12 protein-coding genes are annotated in these 18,421 nt (G+C 73.6%); 2 read left to right on the forward strand and 10 right to left on the reverse strand.

What is annotated here, in order from left to right; all coding sequences use genetic code 11:
- Nucleotides 1-19 precede the first annotated feature (19 nt).
- The gene (locus ACIRQF_RS34555) at nucleotides 20-2,236 is read left to right on the forward strand and encodes a protein kinase (RefSeq protein WP_404098523.1); all 2,217 of its coding nucleotides are present in this window, start codon (nucleotides 20-22) and stop codon (nucleotides 2,234-2,236) included.
- A gap of 432 nt (nucleotides 2,237-2,668) precedes the next feature.
- A complete protein-coding gene (locus ACIRQF_RS34560) occupies nucleotides 2,669-4,768 on the forward strand; it encodes a serine/threonine-protein kinase (protein ID WP_404098625.1) in 2,100 nt (699 codons plus the stop codon).
- 24 nt (nucleotides 4,769-4,792) lie between these two features.
- On the opposite strand, the gene mycP is transcribed toward ACIRQF_RS34560, so the two are convergent.
- The 10 genes from mycP to ACIRQF_RS34610 all read right to left on the reverse strand — a co-directional run bounded on the left by mycP (nucleotide 4,793) and on the right by ACIRQF_RS34610 (nucleotide 18,151).
- Entirely contained in the window at nucleotides 4,793-6,007 is a 1,215-nt protein-coding gene (mycP, locus tag ACIRQF_RS34565; protein ID WP_404098526.1) for a type VII secretion-associated serine protease mycosin, read from the reverse strand.
- 17 nt (nucleotides 6,008-6,024) lie between these two features.
- Nucleotides 6,025-7,551 (reverse strand): WXG100 family type VII secretion target, encoded by a 1,527-nt coding sequence (locus tag ACIRQF_RS34570; RefSeq protein ID WP_404098528.1) that lies wholly within the window; start codon nucleotides 7,549-7,551, stop codon nucleotides 6,025-6,027.
- 50 nt (nucleotides 7,552-7,601) lie between these two features.
- Nucleotides 7,602-8,150, reverse strand: coding sequence for a hypothetical protein (locus tag ACIRQF_RS34575; protein ID WP_376638281.1), 549 nt, complete (start codon nucleotides 8,148-8,150; stop codon nucleotides 7,602-7,604).
- Nucleotides 8,151-8,317: 167 nt separating this feature from the next.
- Nucleotides 8,318-10,618, reverse strand: a complete 2,301-nt coding sequence (locus tag ACIRQF_RS34580) for a molybdopterin cofactor-binding domain-containing protein (protein WP_404098531.1) — start codon at nucleotides 10,616-10,618, stop codon at nucleotides 8,318-8,320.
- The gene (locus tag ACIRQF_RS34585; RefSeq protein WP_404098534.1) at nucleotides 10,615-12,231 is read right to left on the reverse strand and encodes a 2Fe-2S iron-sulfur cluster-binding protein; all 1,617 of its coding nucleotides are present in this window, start codon (nucleotides 12,229-12,231) and stop codon (nucleotides 10,615-10,617) included. The genes ACIRQF_RS34580 and ACIRQF_RS34585 overlap by 4 nt, the downstream gene beginning before the upstream one ends.
- A complete protein-coding gene (locus ACIRQF_RS34590) occupies nucleotides 12,228-13,070 on the reverse strand; it encodes an FAD binding domain-containing protein (protein ID WP_376638284.1) in 843 nt (280 codons plus the stop codon). The genes ACIRQF_RS34585 and ACIRQF_RS34590 overlap by 4 nt, the downstream gene beginning before the upstream one ends.
- 301 nt (nucleotides 13,071-13,371) lie before the next feature.
- Nucleotides 13,372-15,024: a beta-N-acetylhexosaminidase gene (locus ACIRQF_RS34595; protein ID WP_404098537.1), complete on the reverse strand. Its 1,653-nt coding sequence runs from the start codon at nucleotides 15,022-15,024 to the stop codon at nucleotides 13,372-13,374.
- 4 nt (nucleotides 15,025-15,028) lie between these two features.
- A complete protein-coding gene (locus tag ACIRQF_RS34600) occupies nucleotides 15,029-15,874 on the reverse strand; it encodes a carbohydrate ABC transporter permease (RefSeq protein ID WP_382486008.1) in 846 nt (281 codons plus the stop codon).
- On the reverse strand, nucleotides 15,871-16,845 hold the full coding sequence (locus ACIRQF_RS34605; RefSeq protein WP_404098540.1) for a carbohydrate ABC transporter permease: 975 nt from the start codon (nucleotides 16,843-16,845) through the stop codon (nucleotides 15,871-15,873). The genes ACIRQF_RS34600 and ACIRQF_RS34605 overlap by 4 nt, the downstream gene beginning before the upstream one ends.
- A gap of 16 nt (nucleotides 16,846-16,861) precedes the next feature.
- Entirely contained in the window at nucleotides 16,862-18,151 is a 1,290-nt protein-coding gene (locus ACIRQF_RS34610; RefSeq protein ID WP_404098543.1) for an extracellular solute-binding protein, read from the reverse strand.
- Between the last annotated feature and the right edge of the window lie 270 nt (nucleotides 18,152-18,421).

The raw sequence follows: 18,421 nt of genomic DNA on the forward strand, positions 1-18,421 counted from the left end.
ACCGGGAACCGACTGACCGATGCTCTCGCCCCTCACCCACGACGACCCGTCGGCCATCGCCGCGTACCGCCTGCTCGCCCGGCTCGGCTCGGGCGGCATGGGCACGGTCTACCTGGCGCGCTCGCCGGGCGGCCGCACGGTCGCCCTGAAGACGGTGCACGCCCGGCTGGCCGCCGACCCCGCGTTCCGTAGCCGCTTCCGCCTGGAGACGGACGCGGCCCGCATCATCGGCGACCGGCACGGCGCGGCCGTGTTCGACGCGGACCCGCTGGCCGAGACCCCGTGGCTGGCCACCGAGTACGTGCTCGGCCCGCCGCTCGACGAGGCGGTCGCCCTCGCGGGCCCGCTCCCCGAGCCGACGGTCCGAGCCGTGGGCGCCGCGCTCGCCGGGGCGCTGCGTCAGCTGCACTCCTCCGACGTGGTGCACCGGGACCTGAAGCCCTCCAACATCCTCGTCACCGCCCACGGCCCGAAGGTGATCGACTTCGGCATCGCCCGCGCCGCCGGCGACGAGCGGCTCACCTCCACGGGCGCGGCGGCCGGCACCCCGGCGTACATGTCCCCGGAGCAGGCCTCCGGCCAGGAACACACCGCGGCGGGCGACGTGTTCGCGCTCGCCGGAGTCCTGGTGTTCGCGGCGACCGGGCGTCCTCCCTTCGGCACGGGCGCCGCCGCGGACCTCCTCTACCGCGTCCGCTACGCCGATCCCGACCCGGAGGCCCTGTCCGCCCTCCCGCCGTCCCTTCTCCCCCTCCTGACCGCCTGCCTCGCCAAGGACCCCGCGGCGCGCCCGGCCACGGACACCCTGATCGCCGAACTCCACGACGGTCACGGCGAGTTCGCCGACCACCTGCCCCCGGCCGTACTGACGGCCGTCGCCCGCCGCGCCACCGACGTCTGGCACCCCCACCCGCCCCGGCTGGCGACCCCGGAGGGTGATCCATACGCCACCCTGCCACCCCGGCCCTCGGGGACCTCCAGGCGCCGTCTGCTCACGCTCGGCGGCGGCGCCGTGCTGGGCTCGGCGGCCGTCGCCGGGGGTGCCTGGAGCTTGCTGTCGTCCGACGACGAGGCGCCCGGCGGCGGTGCTTCCGGTCCCTCCTCTGGACCGTCGGCACCCGTGACGACGCCCACCGCCTCGGACGGCGCACCGGCACCGCTGTGGCGCACGGACGCCTCGGACCGCGACCAGATCGTCACGCCCTTCCTCGCCACGGGTCCGGGCGGAGACGTGGCCGGATTCGTGGAGACCGCGATGTTCCGGGTCCGGGACGTGAAGACCGGCAAGGAGCTGTGGCAGACCAACTCGGTGGCGCGCCCCCGGCAGGTGACCTCGGACGGCACGCGCTTCTACATCTCGCAGGGCGGCGTCGAGGGACCCAGCGTCCTGCAGATCGAGACCTACGCTGCCCGCGAGCCCAAGCAGGCGGTCCGGCGCATCGACGTCCCGGGCTTCGACGGATCGACCCTGTACACGCACCTGCTCACCGCCTCCGACGGCATGCTGTACGCCGCCTCGCAGCGGGGCGGCCGCGACGACTCCGTGGACGAGAAGGAGAAGGGCTGGCACCTGCTGGCCGTCGACCTGCGGACGGGCAAGGAGGCCTGGCGCGTCGCGGACGACGACGCCGACAGGATCCAGCTCGCGGTGGTCCGCTCCGGCCGGCTGATCACGATCACCAGCAAGGTCTTCCCCGACGCGTACGTCGTCGAGGCGCGCAACGCCCGCACCGGCGCCCGGCTGTGGCGGCGGAGCGTCCCGATGCCGGAGAACAGCGGGGAGCGGATGCCGTACCCCGGGGAGCTGGCCACCGACGCCACCCATGTCTACCTGGGCGGCAGCCGGCTGCGCGCTGTGCGGCTCAGCGACGGCGGCGTCGCCTGGGAGCACCGTGAGGGCCGCCTCTTCTACGGCCTGCCCGTGGTCGCCGGTGGTCTGGTGTACGCCACGGAGGGCGACCGCGGCCTGATCGCGGTCAGCGCCGACAAGGGCGCCCGCCGCTGGCAGGAGGCCCCGGCGGCCCGCGCGCTGACACCGCTCCTCGCGGTCGTGCCGGTGGTGGGCGAGAAGTACGTCTACGCTCCCGTGCGGGGTGGGCTGAGCGCGGTGGACCTCCAGACCCGCCGCTCGGCCTGGGTGTTCTCCACGGACGCCACCCGGTACGTGGTGGACCGGAGCGGCAAACGGATCATCGGCGCCGGGGAGACCACGGCGGTGGCGATCCCCTTGGCGTGACACCCGTGCCCGCCGCGCTGTTGCCGGTCTCCTCCCCGGCCGCTCCCGTCCGTTCCCGCTCCCGTCCGCTCCCGTCCGCTCCCCTCCGTTCCTGCCGCTCCCGTCCGTTCCTGCCCGGCGCCGCCGTCAGCTCCTGCCCACTCCCGCCTGCACCGGCGCCGCCATCCGCTCTCGTCGGCCCGTCCGCTCCCGCCGATCCCATCGCCTCTCGTCCGCCGGTCTGCTCCCGCCGATCCCGTCCGCTCTCGTCCGCCCGTCCGCCCGTCCGCCCGTCCGCACAGCCGATCCGTCCGCTCTCGTCCGCCCGCCCGCTCCGCCGATCCGTCCGGCGCCCCGTGCCCGTCCACCGACGAGACCACCGACCGTCCATCGCCCCGTCCATCGCCCCGTCCCCCGGCCCGCCCGCCGATCCCGGAAGGCATCGCAGTGACCATGCAGCCCCTCGCCACCGGCGATCCGCTCCGCCTCGGCCCGTACCGTCTCCTCGGCGTCCTCGGCGAGGGCGGCATGGGCAAGGTCTACCTCGGTCAGGACGACTCCGGTCGCCCCGCCGCCGTGAAGGTCCTCCGCCCCGAACTCGCCCACGACCAGGGGCTCGCCCAGCGCTTCGTCCGCGAGGCGGAGATGGCGCGCGCCGTCACCAGCAAGGGCGTGGCGCGGGTCCTGGGCGCCCGGACGGAGGGCGGTCGGCCCTGGATCGCGGCCGAGTTCCTCGCCGGACCGACGCTGGACGAGGCCGTTGAGGCGTACGGGCCGATGGACGAGCCCACCGTCCGCGCCCTGGGCCACTTCCTCGCCCGTACGCTCCACGACATCCACGCGGCCGGTCTGGTCCACCGCGACCTCAAGCCGGCGAACATCGTGCTGACCTCGTCCGGTCCGAGGGTCATCGACTTCGGCATCGCCCGCCCCGAGCACGGCCTGACGCTGACGACCACCGGCCAGATCCCGGTGACACCGGGCTACGGGGCGCCGGAGCAGGTCCTGGGCCGACGGGTCGGTCCGGCCTCGGACGTCTTCTCGCTCGGCGCGGTGCTCGTCTTCGCGGCGAGCGGCCGACGCGCCTTCGACGCGTCGAACATCGCGGCCGTCCAGTACGAAGTCGTCCACGGGAACCCGGACATGAGCCAGGTCCCGCCCGCCCTGCAACAACTCGTCGCCCCGTGCCTGGCCAAGGACCCGGCGCTGCGCCCCTCCACCGCCCAGATCACGGCGGCCGTCACGGCGCCCAAGGGCGCCGAGCGTGCGTGGCGCAAGGGGCCGCTCGCCGAGGACATCGGCCGGCGTGAGGCGGCGGTCAAGGACCTGGCCGCCGCGTCCACCGCCACCGTCCCCTCGGCCGCGGTGCCCCGGGCGACGTCCCGGCGGCGCTTCCTCGCCGTCGGTGCGGGCGTCCTCGTGGCCGGTGCCGGCACCGGAGCCTGGTGGCTGACCAGGGGCGGGGGCGAGCCCACGAACTACGACGCCGAGGTGCCCGCCGCAGCGGCAACCCCTGCGGCGCCGTTCATCTCGCTCATCGACACCAAGGCGGGCGAGGCGCCGAAGCCGCTGTGGGGCCCGCTCGACGTGACGGATCCCGAGGGCCGCGCGCCGCTGCCGGTCCGTGACGTGCTGGTCGTCCACGCCAAGGCGGGCGGGCTCGCGGCCCTCGCGGTCGCGGACGGCAAGCAGCGCTGGCAGGCCCCGGACATGGAGGCGCGGGCCGGCTTCGTGTCCGTCGCGGGCCGCCTCGTCGTCGGTGTCGACAAAGCCGGCGTCCTCCATGCCTTCGTCGCCTCGACGGGCCGGCCCGTGTGGCGGACGGAGGCGTCCGCCGCCCATCTGCTCGCCGCGGACGCCCGGCACGTCTACCTGGTGACCACGGAGAACGAACTCCGCGCCGTCGACGCCTGGACGCTCGCCACCACGTGGACGGTCCCCCTCGCGTCCCCCAGCACCGCCGGAAGCCCCGCCACGGCCGCCGTCGGCGCGAACCGGCTCGTGGTGAACGGGCTCGACGGACGCGTCGTCGCCGTCGACACCCGCACCGGCAAGACCGCCTGGAAGGACCAGGGGCAGGGCACCAACGGGGCGACGCCTGCCGTCGACGGCGCCGTCGTCTACCTCTCCGGCAGCCACCTGACGGCCCGCAGGCTCGACAACGGCACCGTCCTCTGGAGCGAGGAGGCCGCGAGCGCCAGTGTCCTGGGCTGGGGCAGCCCCACCGCCGAGGAAGGCGTCGTCTACGCCGTCAACGGCTACAACGCCTACCGCTACCGCACGATGCCCGACGTCGACTTCGCCGTCTCGGACTGGTACGAGGTGCTCGACGAGATCGGCGGCAGCCTCACCGCCCCGGCCGTCGAGGGCGCCACGGTCTGGCTCGTGGCGCCCGACGACAGCCATCTGCGGGTCATCGACAAGAAGACACACCGTTTCTACTTCGACGTCGAGATGAAACGCTCCGGCACCTACCGGCTCGCGAGCGACGCCCACCGCGTCTTCGCCACCCGTGGCGGGCGGGTGGTGGCGATGCCGGTGTTCGGGAGCTGAGCCGACCGCGCTCCCCGGACCGGATCAGCCGCGCCGCGAGCGCAGCACCGGCACCGCGACGGCCGCCCCGAGCAGCACGGCCGCCCCGATGCCGAGCCCGATCCACAGCCCGGTCCCGCTCCCGTCCGCGGCCTCGTCCGCCTGTGGGGCCGCGGGCGCGGGGCTCGTCGTGATCGGTGCGGTCGAGGGCGAGGCGCTTGTCGCCGCCGGCAGGTCCGGAAGGGGGCGCACCCCGGCGGGACCGGGATCGCCGGGGGTCTTCAGGGCGCGCAGGGGCCGGATGGCGCCGTAGCCGATGTAGTCGTTGCGGCCGCCCCCGTCATCGGGCGCGGCGACGGTGTTGAGCATGACCTTGAGGACCTGGTTGTTGGTCCAGTCGGGGTGCTCGGCCCAGACGAGCGCAGCAGCGGCGGAGGCCAGGGCGGTGGCGTCACTGGTGCCGGTCGACTTGCACAGACCGGTTCCGCCGCCACAGGCGTGCACGGTGTCCTTGCCGGGGGCCACGAGATCGACCTGGGGGCCGTACTGCGAGTTCTTGACCCGGGTCAGCTTCCGGTCGATGGCGCCGACGCCGACGACTCCGGGGGTCGCGGCGGGGTACTCCGGCTTGTTCAGTTTGTCGCCGCTGTTGCCCACCGCGGCGAAGACCAGCGCTCCCTTGTCGTGCGCGTACTTCACCGCTTCCGCGAGTTCCTGCGAACCCGTGCCGACGCCCAGGGAGATGTTGACGACCTTCGCCCCGGAGTCGGCGGCGAACCGGATCGCCGGCGGCACGTTGCGGTTGAACTGCTCGTCGCCGTCCTGCTGGCTGAGCTCGCCTGCGTCGAGCCCGGTGACCCGGATCGGCAGGATCCGGGCGCCCGGCGCCAGCCCGAAGGCTCCGTTCCCGCCCTCGCGCCTCCCGGTTCCTGCGATGAGGCCGGCCATGCCGGTCCCATGCCCCGTGTAGTCGGTGAACTCGTCACCCGGTCGATCCGTCGCGAAGTCCTTCCCTTCGAGGACTTGGCCCCTGAGGTCGGGATTGTCCCTGTCGACGCCGGAGTCGATCACGGCGACCGTGACGCCCTCCCCCTTGCTGATCTGCCAGATCTCTTCCGCATGCATGATGTCCAGCTGCCACTGCTGGGCACGGATCGACTCCGCGTGCGCGGGAACGGAAGCGATGCCCACCAGCAGCATGCCCAGGCCGGCCGAGGCGATGTTCCTGGCCCGGCTCCGTCGAATACCGCTGGTACGCATCTGCTTCCTCGCGCCGATCAGTCGATGACGGGCGGCGCCACGCGGCGGCCGCCCTGCTGCCAGGTCTCTTCGTCCTCGACAAGGTAGTCGGGGCGCTCGCCCCGCTCCTCCTCGCGTTCGGCGGCCGGTACGGAACCGCCTCGGCCCAGGGGAACGGCGCCCTGCCCGCCCTCGCGTACGAGCCCCGAACCGCCGGGCGTGAACGGCCTGGCGTTCGGCGTGCCGGGCCGCTGGGCCCGCCCGCCGACCACACCGCCCGGCTCGGAGGCGAGGCGACGCCCGCCGCTGATACCGCTCTGGCCACCGCCGGGACCGCCCATGCCGGGACCGCCCATGGGGCCGCGGCCGGGAGCGGTGCCGGTGCGCCCGGAGGCCGGCTCACTTCCGATCACCGTGCTGCGCGGAAGTCCGGTGGGGGTGCGGCCGGGGGTGTTCGGCACGGGCCGACCGCCGGTGATGCCCTCGCGGGGCATCCCCGGCAGCGGGGCGGTCGGACCGGGGCCGCCCCGCATGCCCGGGAGCGGAGGCGTCTTCGTGGTGCCGCTGACCGGCGGACCGGGGAGCGGGCCCGTCCTGCCCGTCGTGGGCGGCAGGTTCACCGGCCCCGGCGGGGCGATGAACGGCGGCGTCACCGTGGTGCTCGGCGGCTGACCGGTGGTGGGAGGCGTGCCGGTGGTCGGCGGCGTGCCGGTCGTGGGCGGAGGCAGCGTGTTCACGCTGTCGATGCCCAGATCGGCGGGCAGGTCGGGCCGGACGACCTGGGTGGGCCCGCCGGTGTCACGCGTCGGCGGCACAACGTTGGCGTCGGGCAGCGACCGGGTCTCCGACTGCGTGTGCCCCGTGGTCGTGCCGGTGTCCGTTCCCGTGGACCGGCTCTCGCTCCGGGTCGTGGATCCGATGAAGGAGGAGTCGTCCCGGGCATCGGCGCCCTTCGGCACGAACGCCTCCGGCGGCGGCTGGAACGACGGCATCTGAAAGCTCTTCATCTGCAGGCTCGACCACTGGTACGTGCCCGAGAGCCGCTCCATCTCCGCGGCGGCCGCCTGCCTGTTGGCCTCTTCCTTCGCCTTGATCGCGGCCGCGTCGGCGCCCTCCGGCGCCATCTGGGAGCGTGCGTTGCGCGCGATCGTCTGGGAGTCGGGGTCATTGTGGTACTTCCGCGCCGCCTCCAGGTTCTCCTTGGCCTGGGCGACCGAGGTGTAGCGCGGGATGGCGCTCTGGGCGGCGGCGATCGCGTCGGCGGCCTGGGTGAGCCAGGTCGCCGAGTGGGTGCTGTAGTCGGCGAGGCTGTGGGTGGTGCTGGCCAGGCTGGTCGTCCACTCCAGGAACGCCGTCTCGGCCGCTCCCTCCCACTGGACGCCGCCGGGCCGCTTCTTCAGTTCGTCCGCGATCTCCCGCATCTTCTTCGCGGCCCGCGTCAGGCGGTCGCTCGCGTCGCGCACGTAGAAGCTGCTGGCCTCGTCCAGCCAGTCGATCATCTGCTGGTGCGGCATGGAGCGGAAGTCTGTCCCGCTGCCGCCCCCGCTGTTGTCGTTCTGCTCCATCGAGAGTCACCCCTTCCCCGTGTCCCCGTGTCCCCGAGCCCCTGCGCCCGTCAGCCGAGGTCGGCGTCGCCGCCGGCCGTCTCGGTGGGCTTCGGCCCGCCGGCGGAAACCGGCGGCGGCTGCGGCACAGTGGTGTCCGTCCCCTCCGGCTTGCCGGAGGGCGTCGTGTCGTAGCCGGCCTTCTTGTCGGCCTCGGACTTGGCATCCGTCGTGCGCCGGCTGATGGCCAGCATCTTGCTCCGGATGTCCGCGTCGGTCTCCTCCATGCCGTTCTTGGAGATGCCGACGGCGATGCCCATGCCCTCCAGGCAGTCGGACAGGAGCCCGGAAAGCCTCGTCAGCTCCGCGAGCACGTCCTTGTACGACGAGAAGATCTCGTTCGCCTCGATCCAGGCGGCGCCGCCCCCGCCGAACTGGCTGCGGGCCACCTGGTCGGATCCCATGGTCTTGGGAGCCGCCGGGGAGGCCAGGAGGTCGACGATCATCTCGTCGACGCCCTTCTTGAACTCCATCATGGACTCGGAGTTGTAGAGCAGCGCCTCCCTGCTCATGCCACGCATGGCGTAGGCGCCCCCCGCACCGTCCACATAAGCTTCCACGCCTGGTGCTCCTCCCCCGTGAACCGACGAGCCGAGCCGAAGTCCGTACGTCACTGTAGTCAGGACGACGGACAACGCGCATCACCCGGTTGCACGCCCAACAGCCCTTTCGCTGTTACGACTTGGCCACACGCGCCGGGTTCTCCGCAAGGGTGCGGAACCGCCCCTCAGCCCGTCACCACCGCCGCCTGCGGCCGGATCGGGAGGCGGTTGACGGGGCGGCCGGTGGCGGCGCGGACCGCGGAGGCGACCGCGGCGGGGGAGGTGACGACGGGGACCGCGCTGGCCGGTTTGGCGCCGAACGGGGCGACGACGTCCCGTTCCTCGACGAGCTTCACGATGCGGATGTCGGGGGCGTCCAGGGAGGTCGGGAGGGCGTAGCCGGTCAGGTCGGGGTGGCGGACCAGGCCGCGGGCGGTGCGCAGGTTCTCGGTGAGGGCGGCGCCGACGCCCTGGGTGACGCCCGCCTCGATGCGGGTGGCGAGCTGGGCCGGGTTGAGGATGCGGCCGACGTCCTGGGCGACGGCCATCTCGACGACCCGGATCGCGCCCAGTTCGACGTCGACGTCCACCACCGCGCGGATCGCGCAGAAGGCGAGGCCGACGAAGGCGTCGCCCTGTCCGGATTCGTCGAGGGGCTCGGTGGGGTGCGGGCGGCACTGGGCGGTGGCCCAGAGTTCCTTGCCCTGCATGGCCTCCATGACCGTGGTGGACAGGACGCCGTCGTACGAGGTGATCTTGCCGTCGCTGATCTGGAGGAGCTCGGTCGACATGCCGAACTTGTGGGCCAGCGGCTGCAGCAGCTGGGTGCGGACCATCTTCGCCGCGCGCTCGACCGCGCCGCCGGAGACCCAGGTGTGCCGGCCGTGGGTGGCGGCGCCCGCCGGGGGCTGGTCGGTGTCGACGGGGGCCACGTGGACCTCGTCGACGCCCAGGGTCTCCTGGACGATCTGGCGGGCCAGGGTCGAGAAGCCGGAGCCGGTGTCGACGGCCGCGCAGATGACGGTCGCCACGCCGTCCAGCACCCGGACGGTCGCCGTGGAGACCTCGTCGGTGCCCTCGGCGCCCAGCATGTGCACCATGCCGAGCGCGTAGCCGACGCCGCGCCGGACGGCGCCGGGCTCGCCCGCGCCGTCCGGGCCGCCGGGCAGCAGCCAGTCCTCCTCCGGGGCGTCCATGGGCAGCTGCGGCAGCGGGAAGTCCCGTACGGCCGCGAGGAGTTCCGCCACCGGCGCCGGGCAGGTCACGGTCTGGCCGGTCGGCAGGATGTCGCCCGTGGCCAGCACGTTGCGCATGCGCAGTTCCGCCGCGTCCAGGCCCAGTTTGGCGGCGAGCTTGTCCATCTGCGCCTCGTACGCCGCGCACACCTGCATCGCGCCCTCGCCGCGGACGTGCCCCGACGGCGGGTTGTTCGTCCGGACGGCCCAGCCCTCGACGAAGGCGTGCGGGACGACGTACGGACCGCAGGCGAACGACACCGCGGCGGCGAGCGACTCGGCCGACGAGTCGGCGTACGCGCCCGCGTCCAGCAGGATCTGTGCCTCCACCTTCACCAGCCGGCCCTCGGCGTCCGCGTGGTGGCGGTAGCGCAGCAGGGTGGGGTGGCGGTGGGCGTGGCCGAGGAAGGACTCCTCGCGGGTGGCGGTGAGCTTGACCGGGCATCCGGTGCGCAGCGCGAGCAGGCCCAGCGGGATCTGGAAGCCCGGGTCCTCGCGGTCGCCGGTCGCGCCGGGGACACCGGTCACGACCACCTTGACCTGCTCGGGCGGCAGGCCGAAGCAGGCCGCGGCGAGGTCGCGGTCGGTGTGCGGGTCGGTCGACGCGGTGTAGAGCTCGACGCCGCCGTCGGGGCGCGGCACGGCCAGCGCGGCCTCCGCGCCCACCGGGGCGGTGTCCTGGCGGCCCACCCGGTACAGGCCTTCGACCACGATCTCGCCGGCGGCCTCCGGGTCGCCGAAGCTCAGCGGGATGTGCCTGATCAGGTTGCCGTCGGGGTGCAGCGGCTCCGCGGCGAAGGCCTTCTCGGGGTCGGTGACGGGGTCGAGGATCTCGTACTCGACCGCGATGGCGGCCGCCGCGAGGCGGGCCGTGTCCGGGTGGTCGGCGGCGACGGCGGCGATGGCCTCGCCGTGGTGGCGGACCAGGTCGGAGGCGAAGACCGGGCGGTCGGCGACCTGGCGGCCGTACGTGGCGGCGCCGGGCACGTCGGCGTGGGTCACCACGGCCCGTACCCCCGGCATCTCGGCCGCGGCCGTCGTGTCGATGGACACGATGCGGGCGTGCGGGTGCGGGGAGCGCAGGATCGCGGCCCACAGCAGGCCCTCGGCCCACAGGTCGGAGGCGTACGGGAAGGTGCCCTCGGTCTTCGCCCGCGCGTCGGCCTGCCGAAGCGAGACGCCGAGACCGAGGCCGGGACCGGCGCCGGGACCGAGGTCCGCCGGTTCCGTGGTCGTCGTGTCGCTGGTCACGCCGTGCCTCCGTCGTGCGGGTGGGGGATCTGGTGCGGGATGCGGGCCTCGTCGCCGGCCTCGGCCTCGCGCCCGGCGACGACCTCCTTGACGGCGTCGAGGACGCCCCGGTAGCCGGAGCAGCGGCACAGGTTGCCGCACAGCGCCTGGCGGGTCTCCAGCTCGGTCGGAGCGTGGTTGCCCTCCAGGAGGTCGTGCACGGTCATGGCCATGCCCGGGATGCAGAAGCCGCACTGCACCCCGCACTTGGCCAGCGCCCGCTGCACGTCGGACGGCTCGCCGTTCACGGCGAGGCCCTCGACGGTCCGTACCTCGCACCCGGCGGCGGTCGCCGCGGGCACCAGGCAGGAGGCCACGAGCCGGCCGTCGACCTGCACGTTGCACGCGCCGCACTCGCCCTGCGAGCAGCCGTCCTTGGCTCCGGCGAGGCCGAGCCGCTCCCGCAGGACGTAGAGCAGCGACTCGCCGATCCAGGAGTCGGTGACGGGCCGGTCGGCGCCGTTCACGCGGAGGGTGTACGAGGTGTGGGGGTGCTCGTCGCTGTCGATCGACATGTCGACGGGAACCGGGACGACCGCGTCGAGGGCGGCGTGGTCGATCGCCTCGAAGGGGTCGACGGGGGCGTGCTCGACCGGGTCCAGATGGTCGACGGGGGCGTGCTCGACCGGGTCCAGATGGTCGGCAGGAGCGTGGTCGGCCGGGTCGAGGTGGTCGACGGGGGCGTGGTCGGCCGGGGCGGACGGGACGGTCTCGGGCTCCCACCCCTCCGGCCCGGGCTCCGGGTCGGCCGCGTGGTCGGCCGGGGCGGGGTGATCGGGCACGGCCGTGTGGTCGGGCTCGCTCTCCCCCTCGGGCGCGGCCGCCTGCTCCGGCTCCGACAGGTGCTGCGGAGCGGAGTCCCCGGCGGCCTCCGGCGCCGGCACCGCCCACGGCGCCGGGGCGCCGCCCGGCAGCGTCGCGGGCGCGCTGCTCGCGTACTGCGCCAGCCGCGAGGTCGTGTACTCGCCCGAGTCCTCCAGGGCCTCGGCGTCGCCCTCGACGGTCGGGATGGTCCACTGCCCCGTCTGCTCCTGGACGGAGAGATCGTGGACTGAGTGATCCTGGACGGCGTGATCCTGGACGGCGTGATCGTGGGCCGGGAGGTCGTGGGCCGGGAGGCCGTGCGCCGTGTGATCGTGCGCCGAGTGGTCCTGGGTGAAGGCCCCGTGGCCGGACGTCTCCTGGGGGTAGGCCCCGTGACCGGACGTCTCCTGGGTGAAGGCCTCGTGGCCGGACGTCTCCTGGGTGAAGGCCTCGTGGCCGGACGTCTCCTGGGAGTAGGCCCCGTGACCGGAGGTCTCGTGGCCGGCGGCCTGCGGGGCGCTCCCGCCCGTCATCGGCTGCTGCACGGCCCAGGTGCCCGTCGCCGACGGGTCGGCGGCCGACGGGTCCGCCGACAGCGGCGTCAGCGGGACGATCATCGGCGGCACGTAGCCGTGGCCGGGGGCCTCCAGCGGTGTGCCCTCCAGCATGAACTCGGGCGGCAGCTGCACGAACGCCGTCGCGTCGCCGTCGTAGCCCTCGCTCTGCGGGATCGGCTCCCAGCCGCCCTGACCCTTGTGTGCGTCGCTCACGACAGCGCCCTCCCCAGTGCCCGTCGGGCCAGCGCGGCGACGGTGCGCCGCAGGTGCAGTACGGCCGGGGGCAACTGCTCGTCGCCCTGCGGGTCCGGAATGCACGCGGCGGCGACGTACTCGCCGAACGCCGCCAGCGCCTCCGGGGCCAGTCCCCGCTCCGCGTCCCAGTCCACCAGCGAGGCGATCCACTGCTCGGCCTCCAGCGGCCGCAGCGGCATCGGCGCGATCGCGCCGACCGCGCAGCGCACCCCGCGACGTGCCGGGTCGAGGACGACGGCGACCGAGGCGGAGGCGCGGGCCGGGCCGGTGCGGCCGGTGGCCTTGAGGAAGACCTGCGGGGCGTGCAGGAGGGGGACGCGTACGAAGGCGACCAGCTCGCCGGGGGCCAGCAGGTCGCGCCCGGCCAGCAGGTGGCTGACCGGCAGCTCGCGGGTGCCGAGCGGGCCGACGACGACGAGCTCGGCCTCCAGGGCGGCCAGCACCGGCAGCGAGTCCCCGGTGGGCGCGGCGGAGACGATGTTGCCGCCGAGGGTGCCGGCGTTGCGGATCTGCGGCGGTCCCGCGACGCGCGAGGCGGCGGCCAGGGCGGGGATGAGGGCCGCGAAGTCGGGGCGGCCCATCCGGGCGTGGGTGAGGCCGGCGCCGAGGAGGGCGTGGCCGTCCTGGTACTGCCAGCCGCGGATCTCGTTGATCCGGCTCAGGCCGACCAGGCCGGCGGGGCGCAGCTGACCTCGGTTGACGGCGGCCATCAGGTCGGTGCCGCCGGCCACGGGGACGGCGGCCGGCATGGCCGTGAGCGCCGCCACGGCCTCGTCCAGCGAGGTGGGCAGCGTCACGGACCGCGCCGCCTGTGATGCCGTCTGTGGTGCGTGCGTGGTCAACCCGCTGCCCCTTCCCGGTGTCCCGGTGATCCCCGACCGTCCCCGGCTGTCACGCCTGTGTGGGCGTACCGTACGTGCTCACAGCCTGGACGTGGCAACTCTGGCACATCTTCCGCGCCGTACGTCGCGAGGGTCCGCGAAGGACGGTGACGCCCAGGACGTGCCGGGCCGCCCCACGAGTGACAGTAACTTCCGTTTTGCCACTCTTGGGTGAGGCCGGAGGGATAGCTGCCTCACACCGGGGAGGCCGGTGGTCTCACACGTTCGGGGGTGCCCCCTCCAGGGGACGGCCCCGGACGCCGGGGCGGCGCTGCCAGGGGTGCGGGCCGCCGGGCGGCCGGTAGTCCACGCCGAGGGCGTCGAGGCGCTCGTAGTGGGTGGTCATGCGGCGCTCGAAGTCGGCGAGATCGCGTTCCTCCGGGGCGGGCAGCCGGGACCAGGCGACCTCGGCGAAGGCGGCCAGGCGGGGGTAGGTCTGGTAGTCGACGCGGGCCCGGTTCTCCATGACCTCCGTCCACACGTTGGCCTGCGTTCCCAGGATGTGGGCGGCGGCCTCGGGCGCGAGTCCCGGCGGCACGGGCTCGAAGCGGTACACGTCGGCCAGGGTCCGTACGTAGCCGATCGGCATCGGCTCGTCCTCGCCGGCGGCCTGACGGTGGTCCAGGTAGACCTGCTGCTCGGGGCACATCACCACGTCGTGGCCGGCCTCGGCGGCGGTGACCCCGCCCGCGTAGCCGCGCCAGGACGACACGGCGGCGCCCTCGGCGAGTCCGCCCTCCAGGATCTCGTCCCACCCGATGAGCCGCCGCCCGCGGTCGGCGAGCCAGCGGTCGAAGTGCCGGACGAACCAGGACTGCAGCCCGTCCTCGTCGCCGACGCCGAGCTCCGCGATCCGGGCCTGGGCGGTCGCCGAGGCCTTCCACTGGTCCTTGGGGCACTCGTCGCCGCCGATGTGCACGAAGGGCGAGGTCTCCGCCGGGAAGAGGTCGAGCACCTCCTCGAAGACGCCCTCGTAGAAGCGCAGCACGGCCTCCGTCGGGGCGAGGACGTTCGGGTTGACCCCCCAGGTGTCCCAGACGGAGAGGGCGGTGGTGTCGACGACGTCGGTGTTGCCGAGTTCGGGGTACGCGGCGATCGCGGCCTGCGAGTGGCCGGGGACGTCGATCTCGGGCACGACCGAGATGTGCCGGTCGGCGGCGTAGGCGACGATCTCGCGGATGTCGTCGTGCGTGTAGAAGCCGCCGTGCGGCGTCTCGTTCCACAGCGGCGACGCCCGGTGCCCCCACTTGGTGCGCGCCCGCCAGGCGCCGACCTCGGTGAGCCGCGGGTGGCGCTTGATCTCGATGCGCCAGCCCTGGTCGTCGGTGAGGTGCAGGTGGAGCACGTTGAGCTTGTGCGCGGCCATCAGGTCGAGCTGCCGCAGCACGTCGTCCTTGGGCATGAAGTGCCGGGCGACGTCGAGCATGAGGCCGCGCCAGGGGAAGCGGGGCTCGTCCTCGATGGTCCGCGCCACCAGGAGGGTCTGCGACCCCGCCCTGACCGGCGCCCTGCGGAAGGCGTCCGGGCCCAGCAGCTGCCGGAGGGTCTGCGCGCCCCAGAACACCCCGGCCGGGCTCCCGCCGACGATCTCGACGACGTGGTCGCTCAGGACGTGGAGCCGGTACGCCTCGGGGGCGAGGCCGGGGTCGATGCGCAGCCGGATGCTGTTCGTCGCGTCCTCGTCCGCCGCGTCGCGCAGCGGCAGCCCGTAGGCGGCGCCGAGTACGGCGCGCAGCCACCGCTCGGTCGTCTCGGTGCCGGGGGCGGCGCTCAGGGTGGTCCCCCGGTCCAGCGGGAAGCCGGAGCGGTACGGTCCGGCGACGCGTACGGGAGCGGGGACCAGGTCGTGTGCGGGGGTGTCACGGGTCATCGCGTCAGTCCTTCACCGCACCGCCCAGTCCGGAGACCAGGCGGCGCTGTACGAGTACGAAGAAGACGAGCACCGGGACCGTCATCACGGTCGACCCGGCCATGATTCCTCCCCAGTCGTTCTCGTCGGGCTTGAAGAAGACGAGCAGTGCCATCGGCAGGGTGGACTGCGAGGTGTCGCTGATGAGGAAGGACTTGGCGAAGAGGAAGTCGTTCCAGGTCGAGATGAAGGAGAAGACGCTCGTCGCGACGAGGCCGGGGAAGACGAGCGGGAAGAGGATCTGCCAGAGGAAGCGGGTGCGGCTCGCCCCGTCGATGGCGGCCTGTTCCGCGAGCGCCTCCGGCACGGCCTTGACGAAGCCGCGCAGCATCCAGATCGCGAAGGGCAGCGAGAAGGCGATGTGCGGCAGGATCAGCGAGCCGAGGGTGTTGAGCTGGCCGAAGTCCCGCATGAGGAAGAACAGCGGGATGGTCAGGGCCTCGACGGGGACCATCTGCGCGACGAGGAACATCACGAGCAGGGTGGTCCGGAAGCGGAAGCGGAAGCGGGTGACGGCGGTCGCCGCGAGGAAGGCGATGACGGCGGAGGCGAGCACGACCGAGCCCGCGACGATCAGGGAGTTGAGGAGGTAGCGGCCGAAATCCTGCTGTTCGAAGACGCGCCGGAAGGAGTCGAGGGACGGGGACAGGGTCCACGGCCGGGGTGTCGTCGACTGGATCTCGCCGGCCGGCTTCAGGGCGGAGAGGACCATCCAGTAGAGCGGGAACGCCACGGCGGCGGCGACGAGGAGGGCGGCGGCCTCGGCGGCGAGGCGGCCGGGACGGCGGATCCGGAATCCGGTGGGGGTCACAGCTCTTCTCCCTGGCGGCGCAGCAGCCGGAGGTAGACCAGGGTCACCGCCAGCAGGATCAGCAGCATCACGACGCCGATGGCGGAGCCGAGGCTGTACTGGGACGAGGCGAACGCCTTCTGGTAGGCGTACACGTTGAGGACCAGGTTCTGGCCGGCGATGCCGCCGCCTCCGGTCATCACGTAGATCTGGGTGAAGACCTTGAAGTCCCAGATGATCGACTGGATCGTGACGACGACGAGGATCGGCCGGAGCAGGGGGGCCGTGACGGAGCGCCAGATGCGCCACTGCGAGGCGCCGTCGAGGGCGGCGGCCTCCAGGACCTCGGCCGGGACGGCCTTGATGCCCGCGTAGACGGTGACCATCACGAAGGGGAAGGAACACCAGACGACTTCCGTCAGGACCAGGGCGAACGCGCTGTAGCGCCCGTAGGTCCAGGAGAAGTCGCCGAGCCCGAGGACCCGGTTGACCGGGCCGTGGTCGGGGTCGAAGAGGAAGACCCAGACGGTGGAGCCGGTGACGGCGGGCGTGGCCCAGGCGCCGAGCGCGGCCAGCATGAGGGCGAGCCGGGGCAGGGCGCGGACGCGGGTGAGGAGCACGGCGAGCGCGCAGCCGACGGCGAGGGTGACCAGCACGCAGGCGGCGGCGAAGAGGACGGTGGCGAGGAGGACCTGCCAGAACTGGGGGTCCGAGAAGAGCGCGCTGTAGTTGCCGAGCCCCTTGAAGGAGGTCGGCCTTCCGCCGCTGACCTGGGCCTGGGTGTACTCCAGGAAGGAGATCAGGCCGAGTTGGTAGATGGGGTAGACGAGGAGCGCGCCGAGGACGGCGAGCGCGGGGAGCAGGTAGAGCCAGGGGGTCCAGGCGGAGCCGGAGCGGCGGCGGGCGGCGGCCCGCCGGGCCTCGGGTCCGGCGGCTCCGGCGGGTCCCTCCGCGGGCACCGTGGGCGTGCGGGGGGATGCGGTGGTGGTCATCGTGGGCGTCCCGGGCTCAGCGTGCCGCCGCGAAGGCCGCGTCCATCTTCCCGGCGGCGGCGTCCGAGGCGGCGTTCACGTCCTTCCGGCCGCTGACGACCTCCTGGAACATCGTCGGGAGCACGAGCGAGGCGTCGATCTGGCCCCACCCGGGCGAGGCGGGGACGAACCTGGCACCGGCGCCGAGGGTGTCGATGAAGGGCTTCACGAAGGGCTGCTTGCGCGCCGCCTGCTGCCGGACGTCGGTGTACGTGGGCAGGAAGCCCATCGCGTCGAAGAGCCGGCCCTGGGTGTCCTTGCCCGCGAGCTGCTTCATCAGGTCGACGGCGAGGCTGCGGTGGGAGGTGCTCCTGAGGACGCCGAGGTTGTTGCCGCCGGCGAAGGCGGGGGCGATGGAGCCGGGGGTGGTGCCGGGCAGCGGGACGACGGCGTACTTGCCCTTGACGGCCCCGGCCTCGACGGCGGCGTGGCTGAAGTCGCCGCCGATGGCCATGGCGGCCTTGCCGGAGGCGAAGGCGGTGACGGTCGCGTTGCCGCCCATCTGGGCGCACTTGGCGGCGGGGCAGTTGTCGTCGCCGAAGAGGGAGGTGTAGGCGGCGATGCCCTTGCGGGCGGCCGCGCTGTTGACGGCCGCCTTGTACGACGTCCCCTCGACGGTGGCGAGTTCGCCGCCGTGGGCCCAGATGAAGGGCATGGCGCCGTAGGTGTAGGCGCCGCCCACGGCGAGCCCGTAGAGCTCCGGCTTCGCCTTGCGGACCTTCTTGGCGGTGGCGATGAGCTCGTCCTGGCTCTTGGGCGCGGTGAGCCCGAGCTCCTTGAAGACGTCGGTGCGGTAGTAGAGCGCGCGGACGCCGACGAAGAGCGGGGCGCCGTAGACCTTGCCGTCGACGGTGACGGAGGCGCGGGCGGTGGGGTCGGTGTCCTTGGCGTCGGCCCAGGCGCCGAACTCGGCGGTGACGTCGGCGAGTCCGCCGTCCTTGACGTAGCCGGCGGTGTCGGTGTTGCCGTACTCGATGAGGTCGGGCGCGGACTTCGGGTCGTTGAAGGCGGCCTTGACGCGTTGGGCGCGGGTGTCGACGGGGATGTACTCGACCTCGACCTTCGTCCCCGCGTGCCGCTGCTCGAAGGCGGCGACGGCCTGCTCGACGACCTTCTCCTTGGGCTTGTTGTCGACCTCCTGGAAGAGCCAGACGCGCAGGGTGCCGCTCTTGTCGTCGGTCGTGGCGGTGCCGCCGGAGGTCTGCGGGGCGCAGGCGGCGAGGGTCAGCAGGGCGATGGGTACGGCGATGCGGGCAGGAAGCTTCACGGCGGGTCCCCTCCGAGCGAGTGTTGCAACATACGCAACGGGCGTTTCGTGCTGCACAACACGCGTGAGGTTAGGGGCGGACCACCACCGCGACAAGTGGTCTCAACCACTCTGTGACCGCCGGAAGCACCCCGTGCAACGAGAACGGCCCCCGGCGTGGGGGGGGCGGCCGGGGGGGGGGCGCCGGGGGGGGGGGGGGGGCCCCGGCGCGCGCGGGGGGGGGGGGGGGGCGGGCACCGCGGAGAGAGGACGGGACACAGCGCACGCCAC

Source organism: Streptomyces sp. NPDC101191 (assembly GCF_044767915.1).
GTDB lineage: Bacteria > Actinomycetota > Actinomycetes > Streptomycetales > Streptomycetaceae > Streptomyces.

Bases quoted from the DNA above. Each gene is read 5' to 3' on its own strand.
- ACIRQF_RS34555 (WP_404098523.1), top strand. From the start codon at position 20: ATGCTCTCGCCCCTCACCCACGACGACCCGTCGGCCATCGCCGCGTAC.
- ACIRQF_RS34560 (WP_404098625.1), top strand. From the start codon at position 2,669: ATGCAGCCCCTCGCCACCGGCGATCCGCTCCGCCTCGGCCCGTACCGT.
- mycP (WP_404098526.1), bottom strand. From the start codon at position 6,007: ATGCGTACCAGCGGTATTCGACGGAGCCGGGCCAGGAACATCGCCTCG.
- ACIRQF_RS34570 (WP_404098528.1), bottom strand. From the start codon at position 7,551: ATGGAGCAGAACGACAACAGCGGGGGCGGCAGCGGGACAGACTTCCGC.
- ACIRQF_RS34595 (WP_404098537.1), bottom strand. From the start codon at position 15,024: ATGACCCGTGACACCCCCGCACACGACCTGGTCCCCGCTCCCGTACGC.
- ACIRQF_RS34605 (WP_404098540.1), bottom strand. From the start codon at position 16,845: ATGACCACCACCGCATCCCCCCGCACGCCCACGGTGCCCGCGGAGGGA.